At 72.1% G+C, this 16,801-nt stretch carries 13 protein-coding genes; 1 reads left to right on the top strand and 12 read right to left on the bottom strand.

Features of this window, described 5'->3' with window-relative positions:
* Positions 1-5 precede the first annotated feature (5 nt).
* The 6 genes from KBC94_RS27190 to KBC94_RS27165 are packed head-to-tail and all read right to left on the bottom strand — an operon-like array spanning position 6 to position 6,368.
* On the bottom strand, positions 6-908 hold the full coding sequence (locus tag KBC94_RS27190; RefSeq protein WP_294378112.1) for a 2OG-Fe(II) oxygenase: 903 nt from the start codon (positions 906-908) through the stop codon (positions 6-8).
* Positions 905-1,816: a phosphatase PAP2 family protein gene (locus KBC94_RS27185; protein WP_294378109.1), complete on the bottom strand. Its 912-nt coding sequence runs from the start codon at positions 1,814-1,816 to the stop codon at positions 905-907. Before KBC94_RS27185 ends, KBC94_RS27190 begins: the two co-directional genes overlap by 4 nt.
* Positions 1,813-3,489 (bottom strand): glycosyltransferase family 39 protein, encoded by a 1,677-nt coding sequence (locus KBC94_RS27180; RefSeq protein ID WP_294378107.1) that lies wholly within the window; start codon positions 3,487-3,489, stop codon positions 1,813-1,815. The genes KBC94_RS27185 and KBC94_RS27180 overlap by 4 nt, the downstream gene beginning before the upstream one ends.
* Positions 3,482-4,540 (bottom strand): glycosyltransferase family 2 protein, encoded by a 1,059-nt coding sequence (locus KBC94_RS27175; protein WP_294378105.1) that lies wholly within the window; start codon positions 4,538-4,540, stop codon positions 3,482-3,484. The genes KBC94_RS27180 and KBC94_RS27175 overlap by 8 nt, the downstream gene beginning before the upstream one ends.
* Before the next feature lie 20 nt (positions 4,541-4,560).
* Positions 4,561-5,505 carry a lysylphosphatidylglycerol synthase domain-containing protein gene (locus KBC94_RS27170; protein WP_294378180.1) on the bottom strand — a complete coding sequence of 315 codons (945 nt, stop codon included), beginning with the start codon at positions 5,503-5,505 and terminating at the stop codon, positions 4,561-4,563.
* A gap of 5 nt (positions 5,506-5,510) precedes the next feature.
* Positions 5,511-6,368 carry a phosphatase PAP2 family protein gene (locus KBC94_RS27165; RefSeq protein ID WP_294378102.1) on the bottom strand — a complete coding sequence of 286 codons (858 nt, stop codon included), beginning with the start codon at positions 6,366-6,368 and terminating at the stop codon, positions 5,511-5,513.
* 118 nt (positions 6,369-6,486) lie between these two features.
* Here KBC94_RS27165 and KBC94_RS27160 point away from each other — a divergent pair, with 118 nt between their 5' ends.
* Positions 6,487-7,521, top strand: a complete 1,035-nt coding sequence (locus KBC94_RS27160) for an NAD-dependent epimerase/dehydratase family protein (RefSeq protein WP_294378099.1) — start codon at positions 6,487-6,489, stop codon at positions 7,519-7,521.
* A gap of 34 nt (positions 7,522-7,555) precedes the next feature.
* On the opposite strand, the gene KBC94_RS27155 is transcribed toward KBC94_RS27160, so the two are convergent.
* The 6 genes from KBC94_RS27155 to KBC94_RS27130 all read right to left on the bottom strand — a co-directional run bounded on the left by KBC94_RS27155 (position 7,556) and on the right by KBC94_RS27130 (position 16,744).
* Entirely contained in the window at positions 7,556-9,055 is a 1,500-nt protein-coding gene (locus KBC94_RS27155; protein ID WP_294378096.1) for a sugar ABC transporter ATP-binding protein, read from the bottom strand.
* A complete protein-coding gene (locus tag KBC94_RS27150; RefSeq protein WP_294378092.1) occupies positions 9,052-10,146 on the bottom strand; it encodes a strictosidine synthase in 1,095 nt (364 codons plus the stop codon). Before KBC94_RS27150 ends, KBC94_RS27155 begins: the two co-directional genes overlap by 4 nt.
* A complete protein-coding gene (locus KBC94_RS27145) occupies positions 10,146-12,362 on the bottom strand; it encodes an SMP-30/gluconolactonase/LRE family protein (RefSeq protein ID WP_294378089.1) in 2,217 nt (738 codons plus the stop codon). Before KBC94_RS27145 ends, KBC94_RS27150 begins: the two co-directional genes overlap by 1 nt.
* A 12-nt stretch (positions 12,363-12,374) precedes the next feature.
* Positions 12,375-13,397 carry a sugar ABC transporter substrate-binding protein gene (locus tag KBC94_RS27140; RefSeq protein WP_294378086.1) on the bottom strand — a complete coding sequence of 341 codons (1,023 nt, stop codon included), beginning with the start codon at positions 13,395-13,397 and terminating at the stop codon, positions 12,375-12,377.
* Between the two features lie 69 nt (positions 13,398-13,466).
* Positions 13,467-14,438 carry an ABC transporter permease gene (locus KBC94_RS27135; RefSeq protein WP_294378083.1) on the bottom strand — a complete coding sequence of 324 codons (972 nt, stop codon included), beginning with the start codon at positions 14,436-14,438 and terminating at the stop codon, positions 13,467-13,469.
* 26 nt (positions 14,439-14,464) lie between these two features.
* On the bottom strand, positions 14,465-16,744 hold the full coding sequence (locus KBC94_RS27130; RefSeq protein ID WP_294378081.1) for an AMP-binding protein: 2,280 nt from the start codon (positions 16,742-16,744) through the stop codon (positions 14,465-14,467).
* Positions 16,745-16,801 lie beyond the last annotated feature (57 nt).

Raw genomic sequence — 16,801 nt, 5'->3', positions numbered from 1 at the left:
TTTGCTCAGGTCTGCTGCGCCTCGCCCGCGCTCACGAAGCGGCGCTCGCGCATCCACTTGGTCACGACCCACTTCTCGCCCTGCTCCACGGGGCTGCTGGCATGCAGGCAGCGCGGGTCCACGCCGCCCTGGCCGTCGCCGTACTCGAAGTAGCAGGCATGGCCCTGCACGGGCGAGAAGGCCAGTCCCAGGTGGGGAAACACGGTCTGGCCCCCTGCCGGCACGTCGTTGAGGTAGGTCACCAGCGTGCTCACGCGCTGGCCGCTGCGGGCCACCGAGTCGCGGTTGGCGGCATTGGTGGGCGCCAGGTAGTCGTGGTGCGGCTCGCTGCCCGCGCCGACCGGGTAGTGCAGCAGCTGCAGCCCCTCGCCGTTCTCCAGCGGCAGGTTCATCAGCGCCGACAGGCGCCGGTCGAGGCGGGCCACCAGCGGGTTCTCGCCCAGGCGGAAGAACATGCCCCAGCTGCTGCGATGCTGGCTGACCACGTCCCGGCCGCTCATCGGATCGACCAGCGTGGACGGCCGCAACCGCGGGCGCGCCATGTCGATCAACGCCCGGCATTCGGCCGCGTCCAGCACCGGGCCCAGCGCGGCCCACACGGGATCGTGGCCGCGCGCATGCACGGTGACCTCGCGGTCCGCCGCAGCGATGCGGTGGCCCGCCGCCAGGCGTGGCCGGGCGATGAAGGGATGTGCCGCCGGCTCATCCGGCACCGCCACGCTGTCCACCGGCGAAGCGACGCCACGTTGGCGGGCGTCCACGAAGGCCGCGACGATGGCCTGCGCCGCAGGGCCGGCCATGCCCTGACCGACCATCGCGTCGACCAGCCCACCGGGTGGCGCGCCGGCATCGAGGTTGTGGGTGATCCAGTGGCCCAGCTCGGGCAGGAAGCGAAGGACGGTACTCATGACAAGGGAATGATCGGCCGGACTGGCAGCCCGCAGCCTGACGCGGAAGGCACCCGCTGGCCCGCGCGCGCCGACCGTTGCCGGCCGATGCGCCGCCGCAGACTGCGCCACCGCACCACGGCCGCACGCAGGGCCATGGCCACGCCGGTCATCACCAGCAGGCTGAAGACCACGTCGCTGGCAAAGTGCCCGCCCTGGGCCACCCGCGCCGCGCCGAGCAGCAGGCACAGCAGGGCGCCGGCCGCCCACCAGCGCCGGCGCACCCGCCGCACGCCCCACAGGCCGAAGCCCGCGATCACGAAGCCGGTGGCCGCATGGCCGCTGACGAAGGAACAGTTGCGCTCGCAGGCCCGCGAGAGGCTGCCCACCGGCACATAGTCGCTCGGCCCGCCGAAGGGTCGGACCTGCTGCGGCCGGGGACGGCCGACGTGCTCCTTGAGGCCCTGGTTGACCACCAGGCACACGCCCAGCAGCAGCAGCGCCACGGCGGCCAGCAGCCGGCCGCGCCAGCGCCGCACCACGCCGAAGGGAATGCGCCGCGCCGGCACCAGCAGCACCAGCAGCCCCGCCATACCCAGCACGCGGCCGAGTTGCGGCACCAGCCGCCACAGGTCCAGCACTCCGTGGTACAGGTTGCCGATGAAGCCGGTGGGAATCTGCGGCAGGTAGAAGGGCGCGGAGGCCGCCAGGTCCAGCGCCGGCCAGGTGCGGAAGACCAGGCCGCAGGCCAGCATGGCCGCCAGCCAGCCGAGCCAGGCCACCTGGCGCGGGCACGGTCGACGACGCGCGCGACCGGGCACCGGCCGGACCTGGGGCGCTGCAGATGCAGGGGCTGATGCAGCAGGTGCCATGGACGCCATCGGCACGGCGCACATCTCCTCACCCAGGGCAAGCGGCTGCAGGCTCATGGTGCACCGTTCCATCGCAGCAGCACCAGGCCGCCCATGCGCAGCAATGGCTGCCAGGTCGGCAGGGTGGCATCCGCGCCGGACGGCCGGCGCCCCGCCGGCAGGGCCGCCAGTTGCGCCGCGAGGATGTCGACCTGGTCCTCGCGCGCCAGGGCCAGATCGCCCGGCAGGGGCGGCCGTCGCGGGGCTTCGCGTCGGGCATAGACGGCCACGCTGGGCAGGTGCAGACCCCACTGCACCAGCGTCGCATCGGCCGCGTTGTCGGTCCGCGCCAGCACTTCGGCGGCCCGCTGGCCCGCCGCGCGCACCGGCGCCTGTAGCTGCCGGCCCCACCATGGCACGACGGCCAGTGTCAGCACGAGGGCCACACCGGCGCCGGCCGCGCTCCAGCGCACGGACGGGGACCAGCGGCGCAGGCGCAGCAACAGCAGCACGCCCAGCGCGGCGGCCAGGGCCGCGACGGCCAGTGGCGCCAGCGCGGCGGGCTGGCCGATCAGCGCGCGATAGAGCGGATTGGCCACGCGCGCCGCATGCAGGGCGATCCAGGCCGTCACCGCCACGGCCGCCGCCGGCCACACCGCCAGCAGGCCCGCCTGCACGTAAAGGGCCCAGCGTGCATTGGGCGCGCCTTCCAGCCAGCGCGCCGCCTCGCGCCCGGCCAGCAGCGCCACCGGCGTGAAGCCGTACAGCACATAGTGCGGCAGCTTGGTGCCCGAGAAGCTGAAGAACACCAGCACGAAGCCCGCCCACAGCAGCAGGTAGCGGCCCAGCGGCTCGCGCCAGTGGGCGCGCAGGCGGGCCAGCAGCGGCACCAGCAGCGGCGTCCACGGCAGCATCAGCAGCGGCAGCAGCACCACGTAGTACAGCAGGCTGCCGCCATGGCCTTCCAGCGGGCCGCCGTAGCGCTGCAGGTTGTGGCGCAGCAGGAAGCCGTCGACGAAGGCCATGCCATGCCGGTGCAGCGCGTAGGCATACCAGGGCAGCGCGACGGCCACGAAGATGAGCCACGCCCCGCCGTCGCCCAGCAGTGCCCGTACGCGCGGTGCCCAGCGCGCGCGGCCCGAGGTGACGATCCACAGCAGCAGGGCGGCCACGGGCACCAGCAGCGCCACCGGCCCCTTGGTGAGCACGCCCAGCCCGCACCACAGGGCGGCCCTTCGCAAGGCAGCACGCGCATCGGCGCCGCCTTCGGCATGTCGCCACAGCTCCAGCGCCGTGAGGGCCAGCCACAGGTTGAGCAGCGCATCGGCCGTGGCCGCGCGGCCGATCAGCAGCACGCCCGCGCTGGTGCCCAGCACCGTGCCGGCCAGCATGGCGGCGCGGTGGCCCCAGCGCGGCCAGGCGAAGGCCGCCACGGCCAGCACCCAGGCCCAGGTGGCGATGCCCGAGGGCAGGCGCAGCGCCGCCTCGTTCAGGCCGAAGAGTTGCACGCTCGCGGCCTGCAGCCAGTAGATGAGGATGGGCTTGTCGAAGCGCGGCTCGCCGTTGAGCGTGGTGTGGCCCCAGTCGCCGCTGGCCAGCATCTCGCGCGTGGCCTCGGAGAAGGCGCCTTCGTCCACATCGAACAGCGGTGCCAGCCCCAGGCCCAGCAGTGCGACCAGGCCCATGGCCAGGGCCCACAGCGCCATCGAGCGGCGCTCGGCGGCGGGCCGCGTCGCGATGAACTCAGCCACGCGCATCGGCGCTCCCGGTGCACCAGCCCTCGGCGGCCGACGGTGGCGCGGCCTGGCCACGCCGCAGCACATAGGGCGAGCCATGCCGGCCGCCGTAGTAGATGCGGGTGACCAACTCGGCCAGCACGCCGGTCATCAGCAGTTGCAGCCCGCCCAGCAGGCAGAAGAAGCCCAGCGACAGCAGCGGCCGGCCGCCGATGTCGTGGCCCGCCAGCTTGAGCGCCGCCAGGTAGGTCAGGATGAGCGCGCCCGCCCCGCCCACCGACAGCCCCAGCACGCCGAAGAAATGCCCCGGCCGCGCCGCGAAGCGCATGAAGAAGGTGATGGCCAGCAGGTCCACCACCACCCGCAGCGTGCGCGAGAGGCCGTACTTGGACTGGCCCGCGCGACGCGGATGGTGCGCCACCGGCTCCTGCGCCATGCGCGCCGGCGAGGTCACGGTCGCGAGCCAGGCGGGGATGAAGCGGTGCATCTCGCCATACAGCCGCACCTCGCGCAGCGTCTCGGCGCGGAAGGCCTTGAGGCTGCAGCCCAGGTCCTCGAAGTCCAGCCCCGTCACACGGCGGATCAGCCGGTTGGCCAGGCGCGAGGGCAGCTTGCGCAGCCAGAGCCCATCCTGCCGGTCGCGGCGCCAGCCGGCCACGATGTCCAGGTCTTCGGCGAGCAGACGTTGCACCAGGCGCGGGATGTCGCGCGGATCGTTCTGCAGGTCGCCGTCGAGCGTGACGATGACGTCGCCGCGTGCCGCGTCGATGCCGGCCTGCATGGCGGCCGTCTGGCGGAAGTTGCGCGCCAGGCGCAGCACGCGCACATGCGGGCCCAGCTCGGCGGCGCGGCGCTCCAGCGCGGGGCCGGTGCCGTCCTGGCTGCCGTCGTCGACCACGATCAGTTCCCAGGGCGCGGGGTAGTCCGACAGCGCGGCCTGCACGGCGTCGATCAGGGCGGCGGCGTTCTCCACCTCGTTGTACATGGGCACGACGACGGAGAGGCGGTGCGCCGGCAGCGGCGCGGCGTCGCGCACAAGCAGATGGGTGGGGTCGATGCGGTCCATGGAAGAGCAAGAGGGGGGATTCACGGCAGCGCCCGCGCGGGCGCTGCAAGGCCGCGGCGCGCCGCCAGCACGGCCAGCGCCGCGCCCACGCTCGCCAGCAGCCAGAGGGCATGCACCAGCAGGGCGGCGCCGATGACGGTGGTGGCGTCCATCGGCGCGGCGCCCGCGGCGCACGCATGCACGCCCGCCAGCGCGCCGGCCTCGAAGACGCCCAGCCCGGCGGGCGCCTGCAAGGGCAGCGACGCACCCGCCTCGGCCCCGGCCGCGCCGCACCAGCCGAGGGCCACCGGATGCAGCCCCGCCGCATGCAGCAGCAGGGTCGAGACGCCCAGCTTGATGGCCCAGTTGGCCACGCAGAAGACCCACGAGCGCCAGCCGCCCCGGCCGCCATACAGCCCCTGCAGCAGGCGCTGCAGCCGGGGCGCGCCGTCGGCTTCGATCACGTCGCCCACACGCCCGACCCAGCCCCTGCGCAGCACCACGGCGGTCAACAGGACCAACGCGGCAACGGCGGCCAGCGCCAGGGCCGGCGACACCAGCAGCGCCAGCACCATCGTGCCCAGCACCACCGCGTCCTGCAGCCGCAGCCACAGCAGGCTGGGGAGCGACTGGGCCAGCGGCACCTGCCAGTGGCGATGCAGCCACCAGGCATAGCCCGCCTCCCCGGTGCGCAGCGGAAGCAGCGACACGGCCGCGTTGTGCCAGGCGAACAGCGCCAGGCAGTCGACGAAGCGCGCGCCGGTGCGGGCGCGCCATTCGGCATGCAGCCGTGCTGCACGCAGCCCGTAGGTGGCCAGCACGCCCGCCAGCGCCAGGGCCCAGGTCGCGGTCGGCATGCGCCGAGCGGTGCCGGCCAAGGCGCGGGCATCCACGCCACTGAGCAGCCAGGCCAGCAGCAGCAGCGCAACCAGCGCCGACAGGGCCTGCATCGCTCGGCGGATCGCGGAACCGGCACGCAGCGGCATGGGGCTCACCCCGCCCGCTCCGCCATCCAGCCAGAGCGGCGCCCCGACACCGCGGGCACCACCACCCGGCGCAGGCGCAGCAGGCCACCGGCCACGCCGGCCAGGCCCAGGGCCCACTGCACCGGCGCGCCCAGCGGATAGCCGGTCGCCGTCCACAGCATGGCCAGGCCGGCGCCCAGCTGCACGGCGGCCATCACCGCCTGGGCCCGGCGCCGCGTGAGCAGGCCGCTGAGGTCCCAGCGCTGCGCCGCCCGCAGGCTGAGCGCCGCCGCCACCAGTCCCAGCGCCGCACCGGCCAGCACGTCGCTGGGCCAGTGCGCGCCCACCGCGATGCGCGACAGCGCCACCGCCGCCGCCATGCCCCACAGCAGCGCGCGCTGCGCCGCCGAGCAGCGGCGCGTGTGCAGCACCACCCAGACGAAGGCCACCGCCGCCAGCGCATGCCCCGAGGGCATGGCCAGGTGCACCAGCGGATCGCCGATCACATGCAGCTGTTCCGGCGGCAGCACGCCCGGCGGGCGCAGCTGCACGAACAGGCGCTTGGGCACATGCGAGAGCAGCCCACCCAGCGGAAAGGCCCACATCAGCGCGTTGATGAGCCGCATCGCCCCACGCTCACGGCCCGGCGACAGCGCCAGGCCGACCAGCCCGATGGACAGGCCCAGCCCCAGCACGCTCAGGCCCGACCAGAGCGTCTCGGGCAGCCCGGCCGCCCATGTGTTGAGGCCGCGGAAGAGCGGCAGGTCGGCCTCGGTCAGGCGCAGCAGTAGCGCGCCGAGCAGCAGGGCCGCCACGGCCAGGGGCAGCCGGTGCATCGGCAGCGCCGAGGACGCGATGGAAGAAGAGGTCGGGGTCGAGGACATGGCGCAGCGGGGCAATGGACAACGCGGACCGCCTGACGGTAGGCAGGCTCCATGTCAGCGGTGCGACCGAAAGCTGAATGCCACATGGCTGACTTGTGGCGGCGTCACATTGCGGCGCATGACCTCCGTGCTCGTCACCGGCGCTGCCGGCTTCATCGGCGCCCATGCCGCGGCGGCCCTGGCGTCGGCCGGCCACCGCGTGGTGGGCTGCGACAGCTTCAACAGCTATTACGACCCGCGGCTCAAACACGCCCGCGTGCAGGCCCTGCTGACGCCGCTGGGCGTGGAGGTGGCCGCGCTCGACCTGTCGGACGTGGCCGCCACCCAGGCCTTCTGGGCCCGCCACCGCTGCGAGGTGGTGCTGCACCTGGCCGCGCAGGCCGGCGTGCGCCATTCGGTGCAGCGGCCGCTGGAGTACGCCACGGCCAACCTGGTGGGCTTCGCCTCGGTGCTGGAGGCCTGCCGGTTGAACGGCGTCCGCCACCTGCTCCACGCCAGCTCATCGAGCGTGTACGGCCAGCGGGCCGACGCGCCCTTCCGCGAGCAGGACAGCACCGATGCGCCGGCCTCCTTCTATGCCGCCACCAAGAAGGCCAACGAGCTGATGGCGCATGCCACGGCGGCCGTGCACGGCCTGCCGGCCACCAGCCTGCGCTTCTTCACCGTGTACGGGCCCTGGGGCCGGCCCGACATGGCCTACTGGGGCTTCGCCGAGGCCATCCAGGCCGGCCGGCCGATCACGCTCTATGGCCACGGCCTGCTGCAGCGCGACTTCACCTGCATCGACGACGTGGTGGATGCGCTGCTGCGCCTGGTGCGGCGCGGACCGCCCGCGCCCGATGCGGAAGGCGTGCCGTGCGAGGTGCTCAACCTCGGCCACCGGCAGCCGGTGCGGGTGGTCGACTTCGTGGCGCAGCTCGAAGCAGCGCTGGGCCGCCGGGCCGTGGTGGCCTTCGCACCCAGGCCGGTGGGCGACGTGCCGCTCACCTGCGCCGACCCGTCGCGGCTGGAGGCGGCCATCGGCCCCTGGGCAGCGACGCCGCTGGCGGAAGGGTTGCCGCGCTTCGTGCAGTGGCTGCGGGGGTGGAAGGGATGGGGCGAAGACCCGGCCCGGGTACCGGCGGCGGCCTCGGTCCAGCTCGCCCCCGCCTGAGCACCGACCGGGCGAGCTACTCCGCCACAGACGCTCAGTGGATCGCCGCGTACATGATGTCTTCCTGCGTCACCCGGTCGCCCGCGAACTCGGTCACCACCTTGCCCTGCTTGGCCACCAGGATGCGGTCCGACAGCGCCATCACCTCCGGCAGGTAGGAGGAGATGACCACCACCGCCTTGCCTGCATCGGCCAGGCGGTTGATCTCGGCATGGATCTCGGCGATGGCGCCCACGTCCACGCCGCGGGTCGGCTCGTCGAAGACGATCAGCTCGGGCTCCTGCACCAGCGACTTGGCGATCACCACCTTCTGCTGGTTGCCGCCCGACAGCTCGATCACCTTGACCTCCTTGCCGATGGCCCGCACGTTGAGCAGCCGCGTCCAGTGCTCGCCCACCTGGCGCGCCCGCTCGCGCGACACCAGCCCCCCGATGCCGCGCAGCTTGCCCAGCAGGCCCATGTAGATGTTGTGGGCGATGGACATGGTCTCGAAGAAGCCCTCCACCTTGCGGTCCTCGGTGATGTAGGCGATGCCGTCGCGCACCGCCTGCCGGCCCACGCGGTAGCGCACCGGCCGGCCGTGCAGCAGCACCTCGCCGCCATGGAAGAAATCGCGCTTGATCAACCCGGCCACCACCTTGAAGGTCTCGGTGCGGCCCGCCCCCACCAGGCCGAACACGCCCGTCACCTGCCCGCGGAACACCGACAGCGAGTTGTTCTTGACCATGGCGGCCATGCGCAGGTTGCGCACCGACAGCACGCATTCGCCGGGCGGCCGCACGCTCGCCTTCTTCTGGCCGTAGAGGGTCTGCGACAGGTCGCGGCCCACCATGGCCTGCACGATGCGGGCGGTGTCGAAGTTCTGGCGCAGGTCGGTCACCACGTGGCGACCATCGCGCAGCACGGTGATGCGGTCGGCCAGCAGCAGCGCCTCCTCCAGCGCATGCGAGATGAAGACGATGGACACGCCCCGCGCCTTGAGGTCGAACACCAGGTCGAAGAAGTACTTCTTCTCCTCGGGCGTGAGGCTGGCCGTGGGCTCGTCGAAGATGATGATGCGGGCCTTGTGCAGCACGGCGCGGGCAATCTCCACCATCTGCTTCTTGGCCGCCCCCAGCGAGGCCACGGTGGCCGTGGGATCGACGTCGAAGTTGAGCGACTGCAGGAACTGCTGGGCGGCGATGTAGATGCCGCGCAGCCGGTTGAAGAAGGCCTCCTGCCCCAGGAACAGGTTCTGCGCCACCGTCATGCTGGGCACGAGGCTGGTCTCCTGGAACACCATGGCGATGCCGCGCTGGCGCGCCTCCAGCGGGGTGCGCAGCTGCACCGGACGGCCTTCCACATGCAGCTCGCCGCTGCTGAGCGCCACCACGCCGGCCATCACCTTGGTGAGGGTGGACTTGCCGGCGCCGTTCTCGCCCAGCAGGGCGTGGATCTCGCCGGACTGCAGCGCGAAGTCCACGCCGTCGATCGCCGGCACGCCGCCGTAGGTCTTGGTGGCCTGGCGCAGTTCGAGCACGGGGATGGCGGTCATGCGGGAGCTCCTCGGTCCAGCGGAAGGCGCAGCAGGCGACCGCTGCCACGCGAGGCGATGTACAGCGCGCCGTCGTGCTCGGCCACGGCGGTGATGCCGTGGTGCCGGCCGTCCACCTGGCTGTGCAGCGAGCGGGTGACGCGGCCTTGCGCGTCCATGTGCAGCACCAGGCCGTAGGAGCGCGGCGGCGCCCAGGGCTTGAGCACGCCCATCTGCTTGACGCCCGCGCCCTGCAGCGGCTCCAGGAAGCTCTGGCCCGACGAAAGCGCCGGCGCGATCCAGTAGCGCGGGTCGATGTCGGCCAGCATGCGGCGGCGGTAGGCGTCCTCGCGCAGCACGAATTCGACCAGCTGGGTGCGGCAGACGAAGCAGCAGACCCAGAAGCCACCCTGCGCTGCCGGCACCAGCCGCGAGGGATAGCCGGGCAGCTCGGCCAGCATCGGCGAAGGGGCCGCGCTGCCATTGCCGGCCCGGCGTTGCACGCGGTGGCGCCAGCTTTCGCTCCAGAGCTGGCCGCCGGCACCGTCGCTGGCCACGCCGGCCACGTAGTGCTGGCGCTCCGCCAGCAGCGTGACCTGCCCGCTGGCGGGCTGCCACAGACCCACGCGGCCGGTGGCGCCGTGGCTCATCAGGTCGCGGCACCAGTCCGCCGGACCATGCACGGTGGAGCCGTCGCCCACCAGCAGGCTGCCATCGGCCGTGAAGGCCAGGGCCACGACGCTGCGCAGCGGCTGCTGCCCCAGCTGCCGGAGCACGGCCCCTTCGGCGCCGCCCAGCAGGCGCACCTCGGCACCGTCCAGCGCCACGGCCACGCGGCCGTCCACCGCGGCGGCCAGCGCCGTGATGGGCACGCCGAAGCGCTGCTGCGGCTGCAGCCGCCCGTCCTGCCAGGCATGCAGCGTGTCGCCCGCAGTGGCGAGCAGCCGGCCCTGGCTCACGGCCAGGTCGTCCAGGCCGGGCAGCTCGGCCACCACCTCGGCCTCGTCGAGCTGCCGGTTGGGCCGCAGCGCGCCGTCCATCACCGGCACGGCGATGGAGGCGCTGCCCCGGCCCAGCAGCCGGTCGGCGGCATGGCGCAATGTCTGCAGCATCAGCGGCTCCCCCTGCCCCAGCGGCGGTCGTATTGCACGAAGTCGGGATCGGCCCCTTCGAGCCTGTAGCGGCCGATGCGGTTGTTGGAGATGCCGCCCAGGTACAGGTGGCCCCGGTGCTCGCGCATGGAAGTGATCATGGGATGGTTGACGCCGCCCAGGTCCCACAGCGTCTCCAGGATCTCGCCCGATTCGCTGAACTTGAGCACGCAGCCCGTGTTGATGTTGGGGAACAGCCATTCGTCCACCGGCACGCGCGTGGCCATGCGGCGGCGGAAGCCCGGCATGCGCAGCGCCAGGTCGTAGGCCGGGCTGCGCATGCCCACCAGGGCCAGCCAGTAGTGGCCGTCCGAGGCCAGGTTGATGTTGTCCGGGTAGCCGGGCAGGTTGTCGATGACCATCTGCACCTGGCCCTTGCGCGGCCCGTCGAACCAGTAGCGCTGCACGCAGCAACCCCAGGTCTCGGCGAAGAGGATGGATTGCCCATCGCTCGCGATGGCGATGCCGTTGGGAAAGCGCAGCCCGCGCAGCACCGTGCGGGTGGAGCCGTCGCGCGGGTCGTGGCAGATGATGCGGCCGTTGCCCCGCGCCTCCAGCCCGTCCACCGGCCATTCGTGCATCTCGTAGCGCACGGTGGCCTCGCTGAAGAAGATGCGGCCGTCGTCGGCGATGTCCAGGTCGTCGGCCAGGCGCAGCCGGCTGTCGTCGTTGATGGAGCTCCAGCTGCGGTTGGTCTCGTCGCTGACCCGCTGCACCTCGCGCTGCGGCGTGATGCGGTACAGGCCCATGCCGCCGACGCAGACATGCAGGTTGTCCTCGCGGTCGAAGGCCATGCCCAGCGGCTGGCCACCGATGTGGGCATAGACCTCCATGCGCTGGTAGTCCGGCGCGAAGAAACGGATCACGTCGCCATGGCGCGAGCCGGCATAGAGGTTGTCGTCGCGGTCCAGGATCACGTCCTCGGGCGCCTCGATGCGGCCGGTGCCGATCAGCGTCACGTCGCGCAGCTTGTTGTTGAGCGCGTAGGGGCTGCGGGCGTCGGTGCCGCAGTCCGGCGCGGGCGGCAGCGACAGGTAGGTGGGGCTCACGTAGACCTTGCTCACGATGCGCTGGCGGTTCTTGAGCCAGCGCACGTCCACCACCGCCGCCGTCACCAGCACGGCGGCCAGCACCATGCGGATCACGCCGCCGGGTGCCGACATGGAGGTCAGGCCATTGGTGACCAGCAGCACGATGAGCGTGCCCACCAGTGCCTTGGTGACCGAGCCGCGCCCGCCGCCCAGGCTGATGCCGCCCAGCACCGCGGCGGTGAGCACCAGCACCTCCAGGCCCACGCCGATGTCGGCCCCGGCCGTGGCCAGGCGCGAGGCGAAGAAGCAGCTGCCCGCGGCCGTGAGCACGCCGCTGGCCACATAGCACAGCGCCACCGTGCGCCGCACCGGGATGCCGCTGTTGTAGGCCGAGCGGCGCGAGCCGCCGATGGCCAGGATGTGCCAGCCGGCCCGCAGCCGCGTGAGCAGGATGTGGCCGCCCAGCGCCACCACGGCATAGAACCAGGCCACCGTGGGCAGGCCCAGGAAGGTGCCGCTGCCCAGGAAGTCCCACACCGCCGAGTCGGGCAGGCCACCGGCGATGGCGGTGGAGTACTCCAGGCTCAGGATCTCGTAGAGCGAGCGGAAGATGATCAGCGTGACCAGCGTGGTCAGGAAGGCCCGCAGCCGCAGGTAGCCGATCAGCAGGCCGTTGACGGCGCCCATGGCCGCCCCCGCCACCAGCGTGACCAGCACCGACACGCCCACCGGCCACTTGAGCACATGCATGCACAGCAGGGCGCAGAAGTTGGCCAGCGCGAACATCGAGCCCACCGACAGGTCGATGCCGCCCACGATCATCACCAGCGCCAGGCCCAGCACCACGAAGCCGACCTCGCCCGCCTGGCGCAGGGAGTCGGCCATCATGTTGGCCGAGTAGAAGTTGGGCACCAGCGCGCCCGAGGCCAGCACCACCAGCACCAGCAGCAGCACCGGGACGGCCGTCTCCGTCCAGCGCTTGGACAGGATCTCGCCGATCCAGTGGTCGGGCCACCAGCGGTAGCGCAGGCGCGCCAGGCGCTCGCGCCAGTCGGGGGGAGCGGCGGCCGGCCGGGCCCGTGCCGCCGCGGGGGCGGACAGGGAAGCCCCGGCCGGCAGGCCGGCGTCAGCTGCGAGATGCGCCATGGCCGCTGCGCGTCAGTTGGCCGAGAGCTTCCAGCAGGTGCCGTCGGCGCCCGCATTGGCCTTGGTGATGGGCACCAGCGTGGTGTAGATGTTCTGCTTGGCCGCACCCGGCTTGACGCCGCCCTGCACCAGCCACTTGATCATGGCCGCCATGTTGCTGGCCTGGGTGGGCACGTCGTAGCTGACGTCGTAGTCGAAGGCGCCGGACTTGACCTGGTCGCAGGCGCCCTTCTGCTCGCCGCCGCCCGAGGTGGCGAGGAAGACCTTGCCCGTCAGGCCCGCCTCCTTGATGGCGGCGGCGGTGCCGATGTCCATGCCGTCCCAGAAGCCGATGATCCCGCACAGGTCGGGGTTCTGCTTGAGCACCGTCTGCGTCAGCGCCTTGGCCTTGGCGGCGTCCCAGTCGGCTGCCTGGTTGGAGACCACCTTGATCTGCGGGTTCTTGGCCAGCACGTTCTCCACACCCTTGAGCGTGTAGGCGCTGGTGGCGGCCGTGGGCGCGCCCTGCATGATGGCGATCTTGTTGGACTTGCCCTTGCAGGCCTCAACCACCGCATTGGCCTCGCGCTCGCCGATGTCCACCCAGTCCGCGCCCACGTAGGCGGTCGAGGGCTGGGTCGAGCGCATGTTGATCTGCACGATGTAGATGCCCTCCTCCTCGGCCTTGCGGATGAGCTTGGCATAGGTCTGGATGTCGGGGTTGTGCACCACGATCACGGCCGGCTTCTCGGCGATCAGCGCCGTCAGGGCCTGGGCGCCGGCATTGGTGTTCCAGTTGGGATCGCGCACCACCACCTTCATGCCCCAGGGTTCGAGGTCCTTCTTGAGGCCCTGGTACCAGCCCTGGGCCAGGTCGAAGCCCATGGCCACGGGGATGTAGCCCACGGTCTTGCCCGCCAGGGCCTTGCGGTAGCCGTCGCGGAAGGGCTCGTCCAGCCCCTTGCCCTGCGCCAGCGCCTGGGTGGCACCGGCCGCGCCGAGCACCAGCGTGGTGGCCAGCGCCAGGCGGCGCAGCATGTCGGATGCGGTCTTCATGTCGTCTGTCTCCTCGTTGTCGTCACTGGGCGCCAAATTCGCCTGGCGCCGGGGCCGGGAACCGGTGGATCAGATGTCGCCCTGCTGGGCGGTCTCCTCGTTGCGCGGATTGAGGAAGGAGTCGATCAGGATGGCGGCCAGCAGCACCACGCCCTTGATGATGTTCTGCAGCGAATAGGACAGGTCCAGGATCGTCATGCCGTTGAGCAGCGTCCCGATGAGCAGCGTGCCGATGACCACGTTGAGCACGCCGCCGCGCCCGCCGGCCAGGCCGATGCCGCCCAGCACCACCACGAGCACCACGTCGTAGATCATGGTCGAGTTGAAGATGCGCGTGGGCATGCTGCTGACCGAGGCCGCCATCACCATGCCGGCGAATACGCCGATGAGTGCGGCCAGCACGTACTCCAGCACCACCATGGGCCGGGTGGGCAGGCCGGTGGCCCGCGCGGCATTGGGGTTGTCGCCCATTGCATAGATGAAGGCGCCGGCCCGCATGCGCCGCAGGAAGAAGGCCATGGCCGCGGCCGACAGCCCGAACATGACCACCGGCATGGGCACGCCCGCGAGCGTGCCGCGGCCGAGCCAGGCCAGGCTGTCGAGCGCCGCGGGCCACTGCACCACTTCGAGCTGGAAGAAGAAGGCCTGCCCCAGCCCCGCCAGGAAGAGCCCCGAAGCCAGCGTCGTGAAGAGCGAGGGCACCTCGGCATAGGCGATCAGCCAGCCATTGACCGCGCCGAAGACCAGCGACAGCGCCAGCGCGATCAGGCAGGCCGAGGGCAGGCTGTGGCCGTTCTGCACCAGCTGCAGCAGCAGCCCCGACGGCACCGCCAGCGCCGCGATCATCGAGATGTCGATGCCCCGCCCGATGACCACCGTGGCCATGCCCAGGCCCAGGATGCCGAGGATGGCCACGTTCTGCACCAGCGTCAGCAGGTTGTCGACCTGGGCGAAGCCGGGCAGCAGCATCGCGAAGCCACCGAACAGCAGCAGGAACAGGGCGAAGACGATGGTCTGCTGGGAAATGCGCATGCGCTTCATGCTCGGGTCTCCTGCGTCGTTCTTGTTCAGCCCAGGGCGGCGCGCAGCGTCTGGCGCAGCTCGCGCTTGAGGATCTTGCCGTTGAGGTTGCGCGGCAGCGGCTCGGTGCCCAGCGTCCAGGTCTCGGGCACGGCGTAGTCGGACAGGCGCTCGGCGCAGAAGGCGGCCAGCGCGGCCTGCAGGTCTTCGTCCATGCGGTCCACGCAGGCGAAGGCATGCACCCGCTCGCCCAGCACCGCGCAGGGCACGCCGACGAGGGCGGCCTCGACCACGCGTGGGTGTTCGGCCAGCACGTTCTCGACCTGGGCGCAGAAGATCTTGTAGCCGCCGCGGTTGATGACGTCCTTCTTGCGGTCGAGGATGCGCAGGAAGCCGTCGGCATCCATGCTGCCGATGTCGCCCGAGCGCCAGAAGCCGCCGCGGAACTCGCTGGCCGTGGCCGCCTCGTTGCGCCAGTAGCCCCGCACGACCATGGGCCCGGCGATCCAGATCTCGCCGGCCTCGCCGCGCGGCAGTTCGTTGCCGGCCTCGTCCACCACGCAGATGTCGCCGCAGGCCACGGGCAGGCCCACGCTGTCGCGGTGCGTGGCCGTCATGCCGGCCGGCATGATGGTGGCGGGCGAGCAGGTCTCGGTGGCGCCGTAGGCGTTCATCAGCGTCAGGCCGGGCAGGCGCTCGGCCAGCGCCTCGATGGTGGCGGTGGGCATGGAGGCGCCGCCATAGGCGCCGATGCGCCAGCTGCCCAGGTCGTGTTCGGCCATCTCGGGCAACAGCAGGCACAGGTTGTACATGGCCGGCACCATGATGCTGTGCGTGATGCGCTCCTGCTCGATCAGCCGCACGCAGTCGGCGGCCTTGAACTGCGGCATCAGCACCATGCAGCCCCGACAGTGCACCAGGGTGTAGAGCTGCGCGACAAGGCCTGTGACGTGACTGAGCGGCACGGCCACCAGGCTGCGGTCGCGCGGGCCCAGCTGCATGGCATGGGCGAAGTGCTGCACCGAATGGGCCACGTTGAAGTGGCTGATCATGGCGCCCTTGGGCCGGCCGGTGGTGCCCGAGGTGTAGAGCAGCACGGCCAGGTCTTCCTCCTGCACCGGCTGCGGCTGCAGGCGCGGGGCCGACTGCATCAGTGCGTCGAAGGCCTCGAAGCCGGGCGCCACCCGGCCGGTGGCCACGCGCAGCCGCAGGGCCGGCAGGCTCTGGGCATCGGGCACCAGGGCCTGCAACTCCTCGGCGCAGATCAGCACGGCGGCCTCGGCATCGGCCAGGTTGTAGGCCAGCTCGGCGGTGCGTGCCCGCATGCTGATGGGCATGGCCACCGCACCGAGCCAGGCGCAGGCCAGCGTGGCGATCACGAACTCGGGCCCGTTGCCCAGGTACAGGGCGACGCGCTCGCCCGCCGTCACGCCGCGCGCGGCCAGGCCGCCGGCACAGCGGGCGACGGCGTGCTGCAGCTCGCGCCAGCTCAGCCGCAGCGCGCCGCACACCAGCGCGTCCGCCTCGGCATCGCCCGCCACGGCGTCCACCAGCATCTGCGCGATGCTGCCGGGCCGCTGCACGAAGCAGCGGACCATGCGGCCGTCGAAATGCACTTCACGTCGGATCTCGGGCATCGGGGCTCCCCAGGGCAGGTTGGAGGGTGCGGCCTGCGGGGCCGGCGCCGGGGCGGGCTCGGCCAGTACGCCGCGCATCAGCATCTCGATGCCGTGGCGCACGGCGTCCTGCAGGCTCTGGTCGGCATGCTCGTCAGGGCGGTACCAGCGGCCGATGCCGCCCAGCGCGCCGACCACGGTGTAGACCGCCATGGCCGCATCGCTGCGCACGATCCAGCCGGCCTGCATGCCGGGGTCGATGAGCGCATGGAAGCGGGCATCGATCTCGGCGCGCAGCGCGGCCAGTTCCTCGCGCCGCGGCGCGGCCAGCAGTTCCTCGCCCAGGCGCACCACGCACAGGCCGAAGGGACTGGTCACCGCCGCGGCATAGGCCTGCAGCGCCTCGCGCAGATGGCTGCGGGCCTGGGTGGGCGGCACGGCGCCCAGCGGCGCAGGCACCGCGTCGCGCAGGGCGGCCAGGCCGCGCTGCATGCATTCGAAGAGGATCTGCTCCTTGGCCTGGACGTAGTGGTAGACCGTGGGCTTGGTCACGCCCAGCCGGCGGGCGATGTCGTCGATGGAAGTCCCCTGCACGCCGCGGCTGGTGAACAGCGCCGCCGCCGCCTGCAGCACCGCGTCGCGCTTGGCGCCGTGGCGTTGCTGGCGTTCGCTGGCACCGGGCCAGGGCGAGACGAGGGACTCAGTAGGCATGCGACTCCTGAAGCCTGAATTCGGGCTGACCGCCGCAGTGCGGGGCCAGCGCCTCAA

Origin of the sequence: Pseudacidovorax sp., assembly GCF_017991995.1 — a bacterium.
Classification (GTDB): domain Bacteria; phylum Pseudomonadota; class Gammaproteobacteria; order Burkholderiales; family Burkholderiaceae_C; genus Xenophilus.
This window is presented reverse-complemented; position numbering and strand designations above follow the sequence as displayed.

What these genes read in the sequence shown, in the direction of transcription:
- KBC94_RS27170 (WP_294378180.1), bottom strand. Translation starts at nt 5,505, where the DNA reads ATGCCGCTGCGTGCCGGTTCCGCGATCCGCCGAGCGATGCAGGCCCTG.
- KBC94_RS27155 (WP_294378096.1), bottom strand. Translation starts at nt 9,055, where the DNA reads ATGACCGCCATCCCCGTGCTCGAACTGCGCCAGGCCACCAAGACCTAC.
- KBC94_RS27150 (WP_294378092.1), bottom strand. Translation starts at nt 10,146, where the DNA reads ATGCTGCAGACATTGCGCCATGCCGCCGACCGGCTGCTGGGCCGGGGC.
- KBC94_RS27160 (WP_294378099.1), top strand. Translation starts at nt 6,487, where the DNA reads ATGACCTCCGTGCTCGTCACCGGCGCTGCCGGCTTCATCGGCGCCCAT.
- KBC94_RS27140 (WP_294378086.1), bottom strand. Translation starts at nt 13,397, where the DNA reads ATGAAGACCGCATCCGACATGCTGCGCCGCCTGGCGCTGGCCACCACG.
- KBC94_RS27175 (WP_294378105.1), bottom strand. Translation starts at nt 4,540, where the DNA reads ATGGACCGCATCGACCCCACCCATCTGCTTGTGCGCGACGCCGCGCCG.
- KBC94_RS27165 (WP_294378102.1), bottom strand. Translation starts at nt 6,368, where the DNA reads ATGTCCTCGACCCCGACCTCTTCTTCCATCGCGTCCTCGGCGCTGCCG.
- KBC94_RS27190 (WP_294378112.1), bottom strand. Translation starts at nt 908, where the DNA reads ATGAGTACCGTCCTTCGCTTCCTGCCCGAGCTGGGCCACTGGATCACC.
- KBC94_RS27185 (WP_294378109.1), bottom strand. Translation starts at nt 1,816, where the DNA reads ATGAGCCTGCAGCCGCTTGCCCTGGGTGAGGAGATGTGCGCCGTGCCG.
- KBC94_RS27135 (WP_294378083.1), bottom strand. Translation starts at nt 14,438, where the DNA reads ATGAAGCGCATGCGCATTTCCCAGCAGACCATCGTCTTCGCCCTGTTC.
- KBC94_RS27145 (WP_294378089.1), bottom strand. Translation starts at nt 12,362, where the DNA reads ATGGCGCATCTCGCAGCTGACGCCGGCCTGCCGGCCGGGGCTTCCCTG.
- KBC94_RS27130 (WP_294378081.1), bottom strand. Translation starts at nt 16,744, where the DNA reads ATGCCTACTGAGTCCCTCGTCTCGCCCTGGCCCGGTGCCAGCGAACGC.